Origin of the sequence: Rhodococcus sp. MSC1_016, assembly GCF_023667485.2 — a bacterium.
Taxonomy (GTDB): Bacteria; Actinomycetota; Actinomycetes; order Mycobacteriales; family Mycobacteriaceae; genus Rhodococcus_F; species Rhodococcus_F oxybenzonivorans.
The window spans coordinates 675,577-691,553 of record NZ_JAMOZI020000001.1 but is presented as its reverse complement, the minus strand read 5'-3'; the positions used below and the strand labels follow the sequence as shown (position 1 = coordinate 691,553).

Below are 15,977 nucleotides of genomic sequence, written 5' to 3'. Positions count from 1 at the left end.
ACCCAGATACCCCTTTACTCGACAGCCGAGAATCAGCCCTCGTAGGCGAACCGCGGGAAAGCGACCTCGCCGGCGTAACGGGCGGCGTCGCCGAGGTTCTCCTCGATGCGCAGGAGCTGGTTGTACTTGGCGACGCGCTCGCTGCGGGCGGGGGCGCCGGTCTTGATCTGACCGCTGCCGACGGCGACGGCGAGGTCGGCGATGGTGGTGTCCTCGGTCTCGCCGGACCGGTGGCTCATCATCGTCTTGTAGCCGTTGCGGTGCGCGAGGTCGACGGCGTCGAGCGTTTCGGTGAGCGTGCCGATCTGGTTCACCTTCACCAGCAGCGCGTTGGCGGCACCCTTGACGATGCCCTCTTCGAGCCGCTCGGGGTTGGTGACGAACAGGTCGTCGCCGACGAGCTGAACCTTGTTGCCGATCTGATCGGTCAGGGCGACCCAGCCGTCCCAGTCGTCCTCGCTCAGCGGATCCTCGATCGAGACGAGCGGGTACGCGTCGATCAGCTCCGCGTAGAAGTCCGCCATCTCGGCCGCGGTGCGGTTACTGCCCTCGAACTTGTAGCCGGCGCCCTCGGTGTAGAACTCGGTGGCGGCGACGTCGAGCGCGAGTGCCACATCGGTTCCCAGAACCAGGCCGGTCTTGCCGATCGCGACGCTGATCAGATCGAGCGCCTCCTTGGTGCCTGCGACGTCGGGGGCGAAGCCACCTTCGTCACCGAGGCCGGTGGCCAGGCCCTTCTCCTTCAGCACCGCCTTGAGCGCGTGGTAGACCTCGGCGCCCCAGCGCAGCGACTCCTTGAAGGTGGCGGCACCGATCGGCGCGACCATGAATTCCTGGACATCGACGCCCGTGTCGGCGTGTGCGCCGCCGTTGAGAATGTTCATCATCGGGACCGGCAGCACGTGGGCGTTGGGGCCGCCGACATAGCGGAAGAGGTCGAGACCCGACGAGTCGGCAGCCGCGCGGGCCACGGCCAGCGAGGCGCCGAGGAGCGCGTTGGCGCCGAGGCGGGACTTGTCCGGGGTGCCGTCGGCGTCGAGCAGGGCCTGATCGACGGTGCGCTGCTCGGTGGCATCGATCCCGATGATGGCCGGGGCGATCTCGCTCAGGACCGCCTCGACGGCCTTCTCGACACCCTTGCCGTTGTAGCGGTCGCCGCCGTCGCGCAGCTCGACGGCCTCGTGCTCACCGGTGGATGCACCCGACGGGACCGCGGCGCGAGCGAAACTTCCGTCGTCGAGCAGCACCTCGACCTCCACCGTGGGATTGCCACGGGAATCGAGGATTTCACGGGCTCCGACCTGCTCAATGATGGACACTTACAGACTCTCCTTCTATGGGCTTCGCACTGTGCACCGACGGTCCGATGGTGCCAGGACACCAGATCGTGCCAGCACACAGCGTAACGGCACAGCGTAGGGGGCGCGGGATGGCGCGCCTCGGTCACCGTGATCCGCCGGTGTGCTGCTCGAATTCCCACCTGATGGACCGGCCGGTAACGAGGTTACGGACGGACTCCCACCGAGTACGCCGACGCCCGGTCACGCACGAGGGTGAGGTACTCGCCGGACAGGTTGTACGCCATCAGCGCCGACTGCCACCCTTCCGGTTCGGTGAGGTCACCGCCGCGGGCGCACAGGTAGCGGGCTGCCGTCAGGGCCGCGTCGTCGATGTTGTCGGCATCGGCCACACCGTCGCCGTTGGCGTCGACGCCCCATCTCTTCCACGTTTCCGGAATGAACTGGAGCGGACCCATAGCCCGGTCGTGCACGGGGTCGCCATCCCATTCGCCACGGTCGGTGTCGGGAATCTCCGCCACACCTGGGCCTCCGTCGAGGGGAATGCCGCGAATTTCGGGGGTCACCTGCCCGGTCGGGGCGACGGAGGAACCCTGATGGGTGCCGTGCCTGCTCTCCACGCTCGCAATTCCGGCGAGAGTGGTCCACCCGATCCCGCATTCGGGAGCGGTGGCGGCGAGAACGGCCGCGGCGTAGCCGTACGCCTCGAGTGCGGTTGTGCCGATACCCACGGCGTCCGTCAACTCTGCCGACCAACCGCGCAGCTGGTCGGCACTACGTCCCGGCGCCTCGATGTCGATCGGCGGAGTGGGCGCACCCGGACCAGGCGGGATGCCCTCCGGTATCGCGACACGCGGCTCCTGCTCCCGCGAGCAGGCACCGTAGGCAACCGTCACGACCACCAGCGCCGCGAGAAAGGCGATCAGGGTTCGGGGCCATCGAGAACGACGCTTCGGCGCAGCGGGATAACGGGTCACCATTCCATCATCCATATGGCGAAGCGGTAGTCCGAGAAGTCCGCGCGTGCCGGGAGCACAATCCGCGCCGCTTGTGTACGCGTCGCACCACGCCGCGCGGGCGCGACGCGCACACCGGGTCCGCGGATGTCGGGAGTTATCCACAACCCGCGACCCGCACCTTCCGCCCTCCCCTGAATACGAGCACGCTGACTGCATGGATTCGGAACCGGCGGGACTCGTCCGACGCTGCACGGCACTCGATCACGGCTATACCGACGGTGAGCTCCACCGATCCCGCAGGCGCGGTGACCTACTCACCGTGCGCCGAGGCGCGTACCTGCGCCGCGACGACGACGCCCGACTCGACACCGTCGGTCGACATCGCGTTCTCGCGCACGCCACAGCGTTGGCATCGCATTCCGACGCCGCGGTGAGTCATGTGTCTGCCCTCGCACTCCACGGAATCGACTTGTGGAACGTTCCCCTCGCGCTGGTTCACATGACCGCCAACCGCACACAGGGTGGCAAGAAGAGTCGCCGACGCCACCTGCACGCCACGCCGTTCTTGCCCGACGAGGTCATCATGATCGACGGCATACTCGTCACGACGGTGCCGCGTTCCCTCGTCGATTTCGCTCGCACCGTTCCGTTCGAGCAAGCAGTCGTGGCAGGTGATCATGCACTGCGTCTCGGCCTGACGGACCACGACGAACTCGCCGACGCCGTCGCCCGCGCACACCATCGCACCGGCGCGAAGCGTGCCGAGCGGGCAGTCGCGTTCATGAATGGCCTCAGCGACAGTGTCGGTGAATCACGCAGCCGCGTGCTCTTTCATCGCGAAGAGTTGCCGGCACCCGAACTGCAACAGGTGGTGCCGGGCCTCGACGGCCGTCCGGTCGGCCGGGTGGACTTCTTGTGGCGGGAGTACGGAGTCGTCGGTGAATTCGACGGAATGGAGAAGTACTCGCTGCACCCGACACGCTCGGAGTCGGAGTCGGTGCGGCTGGAGAAGCTTCGCGAGGACGACCTCCGGGCGACCGGGGTCGCCGTCGCGCGCTGGACGTGGAAACACCTGGACGACCCGGCGACCGTGGTGGCCCGGATCCGCCGGGCGTGCGAACTCGGCTGCCGATCCGCGCCGCTGTCGTTCGCATCGCAGACCGGCTCGCCGGTGCGGCGCAGGCACTAGGTCCGCGGATCCGGGAATCAGGCCGGCCAGTGGGCGGACCAGTCCCCCGGCTGGAGTACCTGGGTGCCTTCGGCGCGGGCAGCTTTTTCGGCGGCGCGGATACGCGCGATGAACTCGTCCGTCACCGCGCGCAGCGTCGTCTCCGCTTCCGCCTGGGCGTGGAGTGCGGCCTCGAGTTCGGTGGGTATCAACTTCGTCGGCAACCCCGCCTTCGCTGCTTTGGCTATCACTTTTGCCGCAAGGGACGCGGCGGGCTGGCTGAGCGCGATGCCGTCGAGGCACGATTCGCGGGCTTTTTCTGCCGCCTTCCGGATCTCCCATGCACGTTCCTGCTCTGCGATGTCGACGGGGCCGACGACGTCTTCGCTGAGATGGGGACTGCGGTGCACGAGTTTGGCGACGAGAGTGGCTGCCACGTCGTCGACGTCGAAGTTCCCCGACGCCGACGCGATCCGCGCATGGAACAGCACCTGCAGCAGTAGGTCGCCCAGTTCTTCGCGCAGCTCACCGGTATCGGAAGACTCGATCGCGTCGAGCACCTCGTAGGTCTCCTCCACGAGATAGTGCGCGAGGCTGCGGTGGGTTTGCGTCACTTCCCAGCCCCCGTAACTCCAGAGCCGGTCCATCACCTCGGCGGCCTCGACCAGGTTGTCTCCCAATAGTTTCGGCGCCGAGATGACGCGGTCTCCCCCTGTCACGCGGGCGCGGACGGCGGGGTGCTCGCGATCGGTGGTGACCAGGACATCCGATTTCGGCACGACAGTGAGGAACTGCCGGACGCCGTCGGGGACCTCGTCGGTGACCTGCACGCCGTCGCCGATCACCCCGAGGGCTTCCATCGGGATCGTTGACGGCCGAAGGGGGTCGAGCAGGATCACCGTCATAGGGTCAGGCCTCCATCACCACGGAACCGGCAGCCTTGCCGTCGAGCGCGACGATGAAGTCGGCGATGTACTGCAGCAGCTCCACGTCGCGTACGCGGTCGGCGCCGATACCTCCCGAGCCGGCCCGCGGCAGCGGCAGCTGGACCATTCCGGTGGTGGCCCGGTACTGGGCGCTCGGGTAAATGCGCTTGAGGCGCAACTGCTTCGAGTCGGGCAGCGGCATCGGTGCGATCTTCAGCTGACTGCCGGCCACCGCGACCTCCTCGAGACCGTATTCGCGGCACAGCAGGCGCAGCTTGGCCACGGAGACCAGCCGGCGAACCTCTTCGGGCATGGGACCGTACCGGTCGACGAGCTCGTCCACGACAGCGGCAATGCCGGCATGATCCGTCGCCGCGGCGAGTTTGCGATACCCCTCGAGCCGCAGACGGTCGCTGGTGACGTAGTCGGGAGGGATGTGCGCGTCGACGGGGAGGTCGATCCGGACCTCCTTGGGCGCGTCCTCCGTGGTGACGGGTCTTCCGTCCGCAGCTGCACGGAAGGCCTCGACAGCTTCACCGACCAAGCGCACGTACAGGTCGAAACCGACACCCGCGACGTGGCCCGATTGTTCGGCGCCCAGCACATTTCCGGCGCCACGGATCTCGAGGTCCTTCATCGCCACTGCCATGCCGGCGCCGAGGTCCGAGTTCTGCGAGATGGTGGCGAGCCGGTCGTACGCCGTTTCGGTGAGCGGTTTCTCGGGCGGATACAGGAAGTACGCGTACCCACGTTCGCGGCTACGCCCGACCCGCCCGCGCAGCTGGTGCAGCTGGGAAAGACCCAGGGAGTCGGCGCGTTCCACGATGAGCGTGTTGGCATTGGAGATGTCGAGGCCCGTCTCGATGATCGTGGTACACACCAGGACGTCGAAGTCACGTTCCCAGAAGCCCTGCACCGTCCGCTCGAGCGTGTCCTCGTTCATCTGACCGTGCGCCACCGCGACCCGTGCTTCCGGCACCAGCTCGCGGATGCGTTGCGCTGCCTTGTCGATGGAGCTCACCCGGTTGTGGACGTAGAAGACCTGACCGTCGCGCAGCAGTTCCCGTCGGATTGCCGCGGCGACCTGCTTGTCGGCGTACGCACCGACGTAGGTGAGGATCGGGTGCCGTTCCTCCGGTGGCGTCAGAATCGTCGACATCTCGCGGATGCCGGCCATACTCATTTCGAGGGTTCGCGGAATCGGTGTGGCAGACATGGTGAGCACGTCGACGTGCGTACGCAGCGCCTTGATGTGCTCCTTGTGTTCGACACCGAAGCGCTGCTCCTCGTCGACGATCACGAGGCCGAGGTCCTTCCACCGGACTCCGGTCTGCAGCAGCCGGTGTGTTCCGACCACCACGTCGATTTCGCCGTCCGCCATCCCAGCGATGATCTCCTTGGAGTCGCCGGCGTCGGTGAATCGGGACAGTCCGCGCACCTTCACCGGGAATGCTGCCATCCGCTCGGTGAACGTCTGCAAATGTTGTTGCGCGAGAAGCGTGGTGGGCACCAGTACTGCCACCTGCTTGCCGTCCTGCACCGCCTTGAAGGCCGCACGTACCGCGATCTCGGTCTTGCCGTATCCGACGTCACCGATGACGACGCGGTCCATCGGGACCGCCTTCTCCATGTCGGCCTTGACCTCGCTGATCACCGTCAGCTGATCGACCGTCTCGGTGAACGCGAACGCGTCCTCCATCTCCTTCTGCCACGGTGTGTCCGGCCCGAAAGCGTGGCCGGGCGCCGCCTGGCGCGCCGCATAGAGCTGGACGAGTTCGCCGGCGATCTCGCGAACTGCCTTGCGCGCCTTGCGTTTGGTGTTTGCCCAGTCGGAGCCGCCGAGCTTGCTCAGGGCGGGAAGCTCACCGCCGACGTAACGGGAGAGCTGATCGAGGGATTCCATGGGGACGAACAGGCGGTCACCGGGATGACCACGCTTGCTCGCGGCGTACTCGATCACGAGGTACTCACGTCGCGCGCCGCCGATGGTGCGCTCGACCATCTCGACGAATCGTCCGATGCCGTGCTGGTCGTGCACCACCATGTCGCCCGCTGTCAGTGCGAGCGGATCCACCTGATTGCGACGCTTGGCGGGCAGTCGCTTGCCGTCGCCGACGGCGGCAACCCGGTTACCGGTGAGATCGGACTCCGTGACGATGACCAGTCCGGGTGTCGAGTCGTCACCCGGCAGCACCAGCCCCTCGTGCAGCGCCCCACGGAGCACCGCCACCTGCCCGCGCGGCGGCTCCCCACCCGCCGTGAGTTCGGCAGCCGGGACTTCCGCCTCGTGCAGCCGCTCGAGAACCCTGTGTGCGGTGCCTGCACCGGGTACGACGACGACAGCGCGACCGCCAGTGCTCACGTGGGCACGCAGGGACACGAACAACTCGGCCAGCAGATCGTCGGATCCGCGCACCTGGGGCGCCGCGGTGACCGCCAGTTCGAGTTCTTCACCGTTTCCCGACGCGAGGGGGCTCAGACTCCACCACGGGCGGCCACTGGCCTCCGTCGAGTCCCGGACCTGGCGCAGCGAACGATAGGCGGAGGCACCGAGGTCGATACCGCCCCCTTTCAACGCCGACGCGTCGAGCGGTGCGTCAGCGCCGATCGAGGCAGCCGTCCACGAGGCCTCCAGGAACTCCTGACCGGTGCGCACGAGATCGGTGGCACGGGTCCTCACCTTCTCGGGGTCGCACAGCAGGATGTGGGCGTCGTCCGGCAGCACATCCGTGAGGAGCTGTAGTTGGCCCGGCCGCAGCACCGGCAGCAGCGCCTCCATGCCTTCCACCGGAATGCCCGCCGACATCTTGTCGAGCATCTCCACCAGAGCGGCGTCGGCTTGATTGTCGGCCGCGAGTTGCGCCGCGCGATCGCGCACGTCCTGGGTGAGGATGAGCTCCCGACACGGCGGGGCGATCACCGCGTCGAGTTCGACTTCGGGTAGTGACCGCTGGTCCGCCACCGAGAAGGCCCGGAGTTCGGTGACCTCGTCGCCCCAGAACTCGATGCGGACGGGGTGGTCCGCGGTGGGCGAAAACAGGTCGAGGATGCCGCCGCGGACGGCGAACTCCCCGCGCTTGCCGACCATGTCGACGCGGGTGTACGCCATTTCGACGAGCCGCTGGACGAGTCCGTCGAAGTCGTGCTCGACGCCCACCCGCAGGGTGATCGGTTCGATCTCGCCGAGGCCGGGTGCCATGGGCTGCACGAGGGAGCGCACCGTGGTGACGATCACCCGCAACGGCGCACCGTACGAGACGTCGTCCGGGCGGGCCAGCCGGCGGAGAACCTCGATGCGCTTGCCGACGGTGTCGGCACTCGGTGACAGCCGCTCGTGCGGCAGGGTCTCCCACGACGGGAACTGGGCGACGGCGTCGCCGATCATCTCCTGAAGCTCGGCAGTGAGGTCGTCGGCCTCGCGGCCGGTGGCGGTGACCAGCAACAAGTGGGTGCGCTCGGCGAGCGCCGCGGCCACGAACGGGCGGACGGGCCCGGGAGCGACGATGTCGAGATGACTGCGTCCGAGTACCTCGGCCACTTGCGCGATGACGCCGTCGGCCAGAGCGATCCGTGCCAGGCCGGCGAGCGGAGTTCTAGAGGACGAGGGCTCGGCGGCGATGAGCGGGGAAGACAACGACAACTCCTGAGCAGTGATGACGAACTGCCGGCGAACAGCTCGGGCCGAGGCGCTCGGCCAGTTGCGGACTGAGCCAGCCTAGTCGATCCGGGCGACATGCGGATTCTTGTCTGCCCGCTGGCCGGGCAAACAGGAACGGCCGTCAGATCGCGACGTCGATACTGCCCTTGACCAGCAGTGCACCGATCGCCGCCCCGGACACCGGGCGGCTGAACAAGAACCCCTGACCTCGGTGGCAGCCCAGGTCGATGAGCGCTCGGGCCGCCTCGGCGTTCTCGACCCCCTCCGCCACCAGCTCGAGACCGAACGACTCGGCAAGCCCGACGATCGACTTCACAATTGCCCTGTCTTCCGGGTTCTTGTCCAGATTCATGACGAAACCCCGGTCTATTTTGAGCGTCCCGACGGGGAGCGCCTTGAGGTGACTCAGCGAACTGAAGCCCGTACCGAAGTCGTCGATCGCCACCTCGACGTGCAGCTCGTGCAGACCGTCGAGGGCCTCCCGAGTTCGGGTGAGGTCACTCAGCACCGCATTCTCGGTAATCTCCAGACACAAGGCACCCTGTCGCAGATCGAACTCCTTCAGCGCACTCGCGACCACGTCGAGAAAGTCCAGCCCGGCCAGCTGCCCGGGCGAGACATTGACGCGAAGGGTGAGATCCAGGCCTGGTGCCTGGCTACTCCACCGTGACCACTGCGCACACGCGGTTCTGATGACCCAGCGACCGAGTTCCCCGGCCAGGTTGGTCGCCTCGGCGACGTCGATGAATGACACCGGCTGCAGCAAGCCCAGGAACGGATGATGCCAGCGCACCAACGCCTCGACCCCGATGATGCGACCGGTGCGCAGGTCGACCTCCGGCTGATACTCGAGGAACAGCGACCCGTCGGCGATGGCGCCGCGCAGGCTCAACTCGATCATGTTGCGCTTTTCGCTCTCCGCCTGCATCTCCTCGGTGAACACGCTGATAGCGTTGCCGCCCTTGGTTTTCGCGGCCATGACGGCCTGGTCGCCCCGGCTGAGCAATGCGCCCGTCGTCACCTTGCCCGGATGCCCCACCGCGACACCGATACTGACGCTGCGACTGACCACCTCGCGCCCGAGTCGCACCCGCTCGGTCACCACGTCGCGGATGTGCTGTGCCTGCAGTTCCGCTTCCGCGAGATCGACGGACCCGCCGAGGACGAGGACGAATTCATCACCTCCGAGGCGTGCGACGAGGTCGTCGGGTGCGCAGCTCGCCCGAAGCCGATCCGCGATCGTGGAGATGAATCCGTCACCGGCCCCGTGGCCGAAGAAGTCGTTGAGCGGCTTCAACCGGTCGAGGTCGAGGAACAGGATGGCCACCGGGCCCGGATCCGCAGAACTCAACCGCGCGTCGAGATGGCTGTAGAGGGCGCGCCTGTTACTGAGCCCGGTGAGGGAGTCGTGATCGGCCGAGTACCGCAGCTGTTCCTCGACGGCGACACGCGCCTGCACCTGTGCGAGCAGAGCGGCGATCGCCTTGAGGACATCGACCTCCGCGGGCGTCCAGTCGCGATCGCCGAACTTGATGAACCCGAGGGTGCCCGTCGTCGTCTCCCCCGACAGCAACGGAACGGCCGCGAGCGACACCTCGGGTACTCCGGACGCCTCCCGAACACGGTCGTTGTAGTCGGGCCCGGACACCTCCGGACGGGTGATGACCACTTCCTTCTGATGCTCGGTCAGCGCGAACATCGGATCCGCATCGTTGAAATACACCACCCCGATCGGGTCCGGTTCGGGGATGTGCGGGCGCGGGGGATATTCGGCCACCAGTACGGTCGCCCCGAGTTCGTGGTCGTTGAAGCGAAGGAAACAGGTATCCACCTCGAAGTGCTCGACCAGGTCCTGGAGGACCAGCTTGGCGACGGGCACGAAGGACGCCGCATCCACGGGTGTGAGCCGTGACGCGACGGTCGTCACGAGGGTGTCGAGCTTCTCGGCGTGCTTCTCGGTAGGCACTGCGCCTCCTGTCACGACGTCGTCCGCCGTCCTGTCCGGTCCCGTCGACGCGCACTGCGCACCGAAGGCGCTGGGGCATGACTCAATCTCAGCACCATGATCAGCGACTCCTTTTCTCCCACTCCGACCAGGTCGACTAGTTCGCGTCGAAGACCCTCCAGCGACCCGGCATAGCGCGGCGACAATTGCTCGAACTCCGCCCGCTCCACACCATAGAGAAACACCGGTGAGATGGGTTGCACCGCGAGCCCCTGCTGCTGCGCCGTGATCCACACACTCTCAGTGGCCTGTCCCCCGCGCACGTAGTCCGCCGCGTCTCGGCCGCACACCGAGAGCACCGCGATCGCCGAACTGGAGGACACCCGGTCGCGAGTGGAATTGCCGAGCGCCCGGCCCCCGTCCTGCCCGCCCACGTGTTCCATCACGTCGGGTCGACGGAGCAACTCCAGCGTCGACAGTTCCGCGGAGTCGAGCTCGAGAGCGCGGACATCGATTCCCACGTCGACCGGATCGGCGGGTGGCCAGCGCAATTCGTCGATCATTTCCCGGTGCAAGGTCGGAGTCAGGAACCGGATGCGGTCGGACTCCGCCAGGATTTCACCGATCGACGCCACGGTTGCTCGCTCGGTGACCAGGCGCAGCCGTCCCTCTTCCTTCTCGGCGTCCTCCACCAGGCGAGCGGCGAGTGCACTGTCGAGGCCGGCGGGCACGCCCATATTCCGGTTGGTCGTGCGCTCACGCATGTGCACGTATCGACGGGCAAGGTCGGGGTCGTGGCCGCCGGCGAACGTCATCGTGGCAACCGGTCGACCCGGGTCGGTACCGCTGTGGAGCCGCACGTCGCCGAGGATCCCGGACGCCGCCGCAGCGATTCGGGCGTTGTGCAGTGCTGCTCCGATAGCCACCAGACTCCCGCGGTAGCCGACGTCCATCTCGGTAGTGTGCTCTCGGGCCAGGAAGAAGCTGAGCGCTTCGTCGTCCGCGACGATCTTCCACGGTTGAACGTTGCCCCCGGACGGCGCGAGGGCCGCGGACTCGAGCACTGCGTCTACTGCATCCACTGCGTCTACCGCGTCGAGGGGCGCGGTACCCCCGGCTTCCGCAGATGCCGCCGCCGCGAACACCGGCTCGGAGGTCGCCGGCTCGGACAGGGTGTCGAGGTGCTCGTCGAGGTCCATGCGGCACCGCCCCGACGCGAGGGGCTGTCCGAGCCCGATCCGCCGTACCGCCGCGGCCACCTGGGCGCCACCGAGCAGCACGTCACCGCCCAGCTGAGGCCAGGTGGAGATGGTTTCGTCCACCTCCACCAACGAGGCCGCCATCCCCGTCGACAGCTGACCGGCATCGAGAATGCGCAATACCAGGGGGATCTTCTCCCGGGCCCCCAGACCGGACAGCGAATCGACGTCGACGTCCCCGAGCACCCCGTGGAAGAGCGGACGCTCCGGTTCGAGGTCGAAACGTTCGACATCGACCAGCCCTCTGTCACTGGTGGCCATCAGAACGGGGAGCTGCCTGCGACGCGCCTCCTGCCGCAGCGACAGCTTGACGTCGAGGGAATCGCACTCGTCGATCACGACGTCGGTGCCGTCCAGGAACGCCGCCACCGTGTCGGTGCTCACGCCGTCTTCCCACAGCGACACATCCATGTACGGGTCGATCTCGGCGAGCCGACGGGCGGCCACCACCGCCTTGTTCACGCCGAGGTCGAGCACCGTTCCGGGCACCCTGTTCAAGTTCGACAGTTCCATGGTGTCGAAGTCCGCGAGCCGCAGAGCGCCACATGCGCCTTCCAGGGTGAGAGCGAGCGCCACCGCGTGCCCGACACTGAGGCCGACGATCCCCACGGTCACGCCCCGTAACCGGTCCTGCTGCTCCGCCGTGATCTTGTTCCGATTCCTGTCCAGTCGCAGCAACCGAAACGACGCCGGACCGAGGACACGTACCACCGTTCTGCGCCACGAGTAGTAGGCCCAGACGGGACGCTCCTCCGTGACTTCCGGCCCGGGGGCCGGTACGAGGCTGCGAAGATTCGCCCGCTGAAGTTCCAGCCGATCGACGAACAGCACGGCCGGATCCTGCCGGAGAAGTTCCAGCAGTTCCGCATCGTCGGGAACCGCCTCGTCGAGGACCAGTGCGGCATAGTCACCGCGAAAATCGTTCACGACACGCTCCGCATCGGCCGGACGACGCTTCCGATGGTCTCCGGCGCCATCGAAGGCGCCGGTCGGGACGTCGTGAGGAGTAGTTGGGCCAATTGCAAGGATTCGGCGTGGCCCCGGCGCCTCCTCCGATCCCACCACATCAGCCGCGTCTCGTAGCGGTCATCCGGATACGGCACCGGCGCAATATGGTCGGCCACCACACCGCCGGACGAAGCCCACGTCGCCAGCACGTGGGTGCCAGCCGTGGCGAGCATGAACTGCACGTCGAGAAGGTCCATCGAATAAGTCGCGAAACGGCCGAGCGCCGCTCCCAGTTCTCCCCGGTGAGACGCATTCTCCGACACCCAGGCGCCCTTCGCCTCGACGACCCCGAACGGTAACCGATCCTCGATCATCCGGCGAACCTCCGGGGCACCGGGATGGCCCGCCCATTCCGTTATTGCGTGCGCCTCACCTGCGGCGACGTAGGGTCCTTGTGCCCGCACCCCCGCGGCCACCGAACCGTCCGCATCCAGCGCGACGAAGAACACCGCGGTGGTGTCACCGTGTCGAATCCGGCTGTACTCGAGTGCTTTCTCGGCACCGTACCTCCGATAGCCATCCTTCGCTCCCTCGAGATATGCTTCCCAGAGTTGCGGCTCCGCCGACGGCCGGGCTGCAACGAAACGGCACTGAGATCGTGCATCCCAGACGCTCAGAGTTCGGTTTAGCGGTGTGTCGGTCGAGCGAAGTTCGTAGGGCGATTTCGACAATTGCTTCACAGGCATTGGTGTGTCCCATCGTGAGTCGGTGCAGCAGTTCCGAGGGACTCACGGGTTACGAGAGACCCCAAGAACTGGACACACGATCACCGGTCACAGTCCCGCAGTGAGCTATTTTCCGCGCTCACCAGCCATTTGTCACCTGCGATGCCACAAAGCGGACCTGAAACAAACTGCAGGTCCGTCTTTTCCGGCAATAACCGACTCTGGGATTACGCCAGCGAAATGAACAGCTCCACGCTGCTCGGAGAACGGAGAGACTCAACCTCTTCCGTGAAGGCGCGTTCGATGCGCCCTTCCTTCTCGGCTATTTCAGCCTGAAGCCACACATCCTCGATCGGATCGGACGACCGGCCGTCCGGTAGGAACTTGGCAAAGTATCCGGCCGGCACACGGACCAGCACGTCACCGATCGCGAGGTCATCCAGTCCGCCACACCGGTATCCGACGACCGCGCTCCACCCGAGGTCGGGAACGGCCACATAGACGGTGGTCAGATCGTCGATTCCGCGCTGATGGATGCGCTCGCGGGTGAACTTCATCAGGTCGGTGGCATGCACCGTCGAGCCCAATTCCATACGCGGAAGCACCAACCCACCGAAGTCGGCTGCCTCACGCTTGACGATCTCGAAAGTCATTGCGGCCCTACCTCGTAGCGGGTGGCACTATGGCCACATACAGATCGATTCCGAAGGCGTGCGGGTAGAACTCGAAATCGCCCGTGAAGGACCGTTCGATCTGTTTCAACTCTTCCGCTTCACGAATCTGCCCCCACAGCGCGTCGAACAAGTCGGGAAAGGTTCCCACCGACGAGAACTTGGCATACGTGCCCGCGGGCAGCCGGGACACGATGTGTCCCCGCTTCACCTCGTCGAGCGAGGAGCATTGGTACCCGACGATCTGGGTGTAATACGAATTGATGTCGGCTGCGTGGTCGACGTAGGCGGAGGCAAGCGGGCGGTCCACATTCTGCGCGAGCAGCGTGGACCACGTCTTCTCGAGAGCTGGATCACGCGCCTCACCGAGTGCACGTTTCGGACTACGCACGGCCAATCCGGCAACTAGCGTTTCTTCACGTTCGACGATGACGAACGGCATCGGGCACCCTCCGGCATCATCGGCGCACTGGGCTTACAACGACACTATCGCTTTTCGCTCCACCTGCACTCAGGCGAACGGACTTCAACCATACATTGCCGGGCCGGGAGCGGTGATTCATTGGTTCCGAAATCACCCGAGCCCCCGACCGCGGGTCCACTGCACTGTAGTGGTGCCTTTTCCTACCAGTGGAGGATGTGACACACATAACACTCTTGGGATACTTCGGCATTGGCGGAACCACTCCCCTGTCCCGGTCAACTCCCCCTGCCCCTGTCAACGAAGTAGTCGACGCGACGCGAACTGGCGGAAGTACACGAGCTTGGACGGCTCTACGAGACCGGGAAGAATGAAGTACCAGACGCGCTCCATGCGACGCGGGAGTTCGTCGAACGCGTTGGTCGCAGTGGCAACCACATGGGTGCCCAACAGCGAGCCGAGCAAAAACGTCGCGAGCGTCTCGGGAGCGACGTCCTCTTCCGTGCGAATGTCGCCTTCGTCGACGGCCCTCCCGACGAGCCGCTCGAAAGCCTGCTGCCACGCGGTCACCACATTGCCGTCGGTGCCCTGGTAGTCGCCGATTTCGTGCTGAAGTCGCAGCATCGCCGCCACGATCGGATCAGAACTGGCTGCCTCGATCGCGACGTAGGAGAGTGCGACGAGCGCCTCCAGCGCGGGCGTGGGCCCGTCGCTCACGGAAGTGACTCCTGCAGTGAGCCGGACCTGACCTTCGTCGATCACGCCCCGAGCGAGGTCTTCCTTGGAACTGAAGTGAAAATACAGGGCACCTTTGGTGACACCGGACTGCTCGATGATCTCGTTGAGACCCGCATTCGCATACCCGAGGCGCACGAACACGTCGGCCGCGGCCATCAGGACTGATGCCCGAGTGACCTCTGCACGAACCTGTCTCGCCATCGATTGCCTCCCCGACCAACCCCTCCGAGGGGGCACACAACTGCTGCGAACCCTAACACCCGCCACGCTCGAGGCTGACGGTGTTGGACCGCGCGTCGGGAAATGAGAACCCGTTCATCCGACTGGAGGCTGTGGCCTGTCCGATCCGAGCTGCGGGTCTGCTTCCAGGTTGGTCAACCCGTTCCAGCAGAGGTTGACCAGATGTGCGGCCACCACCTCCTTGGACGGCGTGCGCTCGTCGAGCCACCAGGTCGCCGTGGTCGACACCATGCCGACCAACGCCTGTGCGTAGAGCAGGGCGAGGTCCGGATCGAATCCCCGCCGCGAGAAGTCACCGGCGAGAATGTGCCCCACCTGACCGATGGCCTCGTTCAGAAGACTCGAGTATGTGCCGTCCGGCGCAGCCATCGGCGAGTCACGAACCAGAATCCGGAAGCCGTCGGTGTGCTCCTCGACGTAGGTGAGCAGGGCGAGCGCCACCCGCTCGACCCGCACGCGGGAGCGGTTCTGCTTCAGCGAGGACGTGATCATGTCGAGCAACCGCGACATCTCCCGGTCCACAACCACCGCATAGAGGCCTTCCTTGCCACCGAAATGTTCGTACACGACCGGCTTGGAGACGTGCGCGCGCTGCGCGATCTCCTCGATCGAGGTGGCCTCGTAACCCCGCTCGGCAAAGAGGGCGCGCGCAATCTCGATCAGTTGCTCGCGGCGCTGAGTGCCGGTCATCCGGGTGCGCGCCACCCGCGCCGGGGTCGCATCCACTTCGGTGGGTCGGGGCACCGAGGCACCATCCTTTCCTCACACGCGCGACGGAACAAGTGCCGCGGGCAGCGCAGAACGCTGCAGGTAGCACCCACTCTATCGGGACGCCCGAAACAAATTTCCGGAGCGGTTCGACCTACGGCGGGTCGGCATGCGAGGATTCTCTCGCGCAAACGGGCGTGACACCCCGCGAGTGCGGCAATCCGCCGTAGTGTAATGGCAGCACCTCTGATTTTGGTTCAGATAGTTCAGGTTCGAGTCCTGGCGGCGGAGCGAAGCCTGAAGCGCAATGCGC

General features: G+C 66.1%; 12 protein-coding genes and 1 tRNA gene. 2 read left to right on the top strand and 11 right to left on the bottom strand.

Translation table 11 applies throughout. The annotated features are described in order from the left end of the window. Positions 1-32: 32 nt before the first annotated feature. On the bottom strand, positions 33-1,319 hold the full coding sequence (eno, locus tag L1080_RS03080; RefSeq protein ID WP_159925184.1) for a phosphopyruvate hydratase: 1,287 nt from the start codon (positions 1,317-1,319) through the stop codon (positions 33-35). 185 nt (positions 1,320-1,504) lie between these two features. Continuing rightward, complete coding sequence (locus L1080_RS03075) at positions 1,505-2,275, bottom strand: lytic transglycosylase domain-containing protein (RefSeq protein WP_374435469.1); 771 nt, start codon at positions 2,273-2,275, stop codon at positions 1,505-1,507. A gap of 196 nt (positions 2,276-2,471) precedes the next feature. Between L1080_RS03075 and L1080_RS03070 the strand changes: the two genes are divergently transcribed. After that, positions 2,472-3,446, top strand: a complete 975-nt coding sequence (locus L1080_RS03070; protein WP_250776415.1) for a hypothetical protein — start codon at positions 2,472-2,474, stop codon at positions 3,444-3,446. Positions 3,447-3,463: 17 nt separating this feature from the next. Here L1080_RS03070 and L1080_RS03065 read toward each other — a convergent pair whose 3' ends face one another. The 9 genes from L1080_RS03065 to L1080_RS03025 form a co-directional block, all read right to left on the bottom strand. Continuing rightward, positions 3,464-4,330, bottom strand: coding sequence for a nucleoside triphosphate pyrophosphohydrolase (locus L1080_RS03065; RefSeq protein ID WP_250776416.1), 867 nt, complete (start codon positions 4,328-4,330; stop codon positions 3,464-3,466). Between the two features lie 4 nt (positions 4,331-4,334). Then, positions 4,335-7,985: a transcription-repair coupling factor gene (gene mfd / locus L1080_RS03060; protein ID WP_250776417.1), complete on the bottom strand. Its 3,651-nt coding sequence runs from the start codon at positions 7,983-7,985 to the stop codon at positions 4,335-4,337. Positions 7,986-8,130: 145 nt separating this feature from the next. Continuing rightward, entirely contained in the window at positions 8,131-9,975 is a 1,845-nt protein-coding gene (locus L1080_RS03055; RefSeq protein ID WP_250776418.1) for a putative bifunctional diguanylate cyclase/phosphodiesterase, read from the bottom strand. Positions 9,976-9,986: 11 nt separating this feature from the next. Beyond that, positions 9,987-12,140, bottom strand: a complete 2,154-nt coding sequence (locus tag L1080_RS03050) for an Rv1355c family protein (protein WP_250776419.1) — start codon at positions 12,138-12,140, stop codon at positions 9,987-9,989. After that, complete coding sequence (locus L1080_RS03045; protein WP_250776420.1) at positions 12,137-12,907, bottom strand: hypothetical protein; 771 nt, start codon at positions 12,905-12,907, stop codon at positions 12,137-12,139. Before L1080_RS03045 ends, L1080_RS03050 begins: the two co-directional genes overlap by 4 nt. 206 nt (positions 12,908-13,113) lie before the next feature. Next, positions 13,114-13,539: a hypothetical protein gene (locus L1080_RS03040; protein WP_159925172.1), complete on the bottom strand. Its 426-nt coding sequence runs from the start codon at positions 13,537-13,539 to the stop codon at positions 13,114-13,116. Between the two features lie 7 nt (positions 13,540-13,546). Next, positions 13,547-13,999 (bottom strand): GyrI-like domain-containing protein, encoded by a 453-nt coding sequence (locus L1080_RS03035; protein WP_109332285.1) that lies wholly within the window; start codon positions 13,997-13,999, stop codon positions 13,547-13,549. 276 nt (positions 14,000-14,275) lie between these two features. Then, on the bottom strand, positions 14,276-14,917 hold the full coding sequence (locus L1080_RS03030) for a ScbR family autoregulator-binding transcription factor (RefSeq protein WP_159925170.1): 642 nt from the start codon (positions 14,915-14,917) through the stop codon (positions 14,276-14,278). 114 nt (positions 14,918-15,031) lie between these two features. Then, positions 15,032-15,646 (bottom strand): TetR/AcrR family transcriptional regulator, encoded by a 615-nt coding sequence (locus L1080_RS03025; RefSeq protein ID WP_230990262.1) that lies wholly within the window; start codon positions 15,644-15,646, stop codon positions 15,032-15,034. Between the two features lie 238 nt (positions 15,647-15,884). Between L1080_RS03025 and L1080_RS03020 the strand changes: the two genes are divergently transcribed. Beyond that, a tRNA-Gln gene (locus L1080_RS03020) sits at positions 15,885-15,955 on the top strand. The last annotated feature ends 22 nt before the right edge of the window (positions 15,956-15,977 follow it).

Coding starts and splice junctions, on each gene's coding strand:
- L1080_RS03070 (WP_250776415.1), top strand. CDS start 2,472: ATGGATTCGGAACCGGCGGGACTCGTCCGACGCTGCACGGCACTCGAT.
- L1080_RS03065 (WP_250776416.1), bottom strand. CDS start 4,330: ATGACGGTGATCCTGCTCGACCCCCTTCGGCCGTCAACGATCCCGATG.
- L1080_RS03045 (WP_250776420.1), bottom strand. CDS start 12,907: ATGCCTGTGAAGCAATTGTCGAAATCGCCCTACGAACTTCGCTCGACC.
- L1080_RS03040 (WP_159925172.1), bottom strand. CDS start 13,539: ATGACTTTCGAGATCGTCAAGCGTGAGGCAGCCGACTTCGGTGGGTTG.
- L1080_RS03035 (WP_109332285.1), bottom strand. CDS start 13,999: ATGCCGTTCGTCATCGTCGAACGTGAAGAAACGCTAGTTGCCGGATTG.
- L1080_RS03030 (WP_159925170.1), bottom strand. CDS start 14,917: ATGGCGAGACAGGTTCGTGCAGAGGTCACTCGGGCATCAGTCCTGATG.
- L1080_RS03025 (WP_230990262.1), bottom strand. CDS start 15,646: ATGACCGGCACTCAGCGCCGCGAGCAACTGATCGAGATTGCGCGCGCC.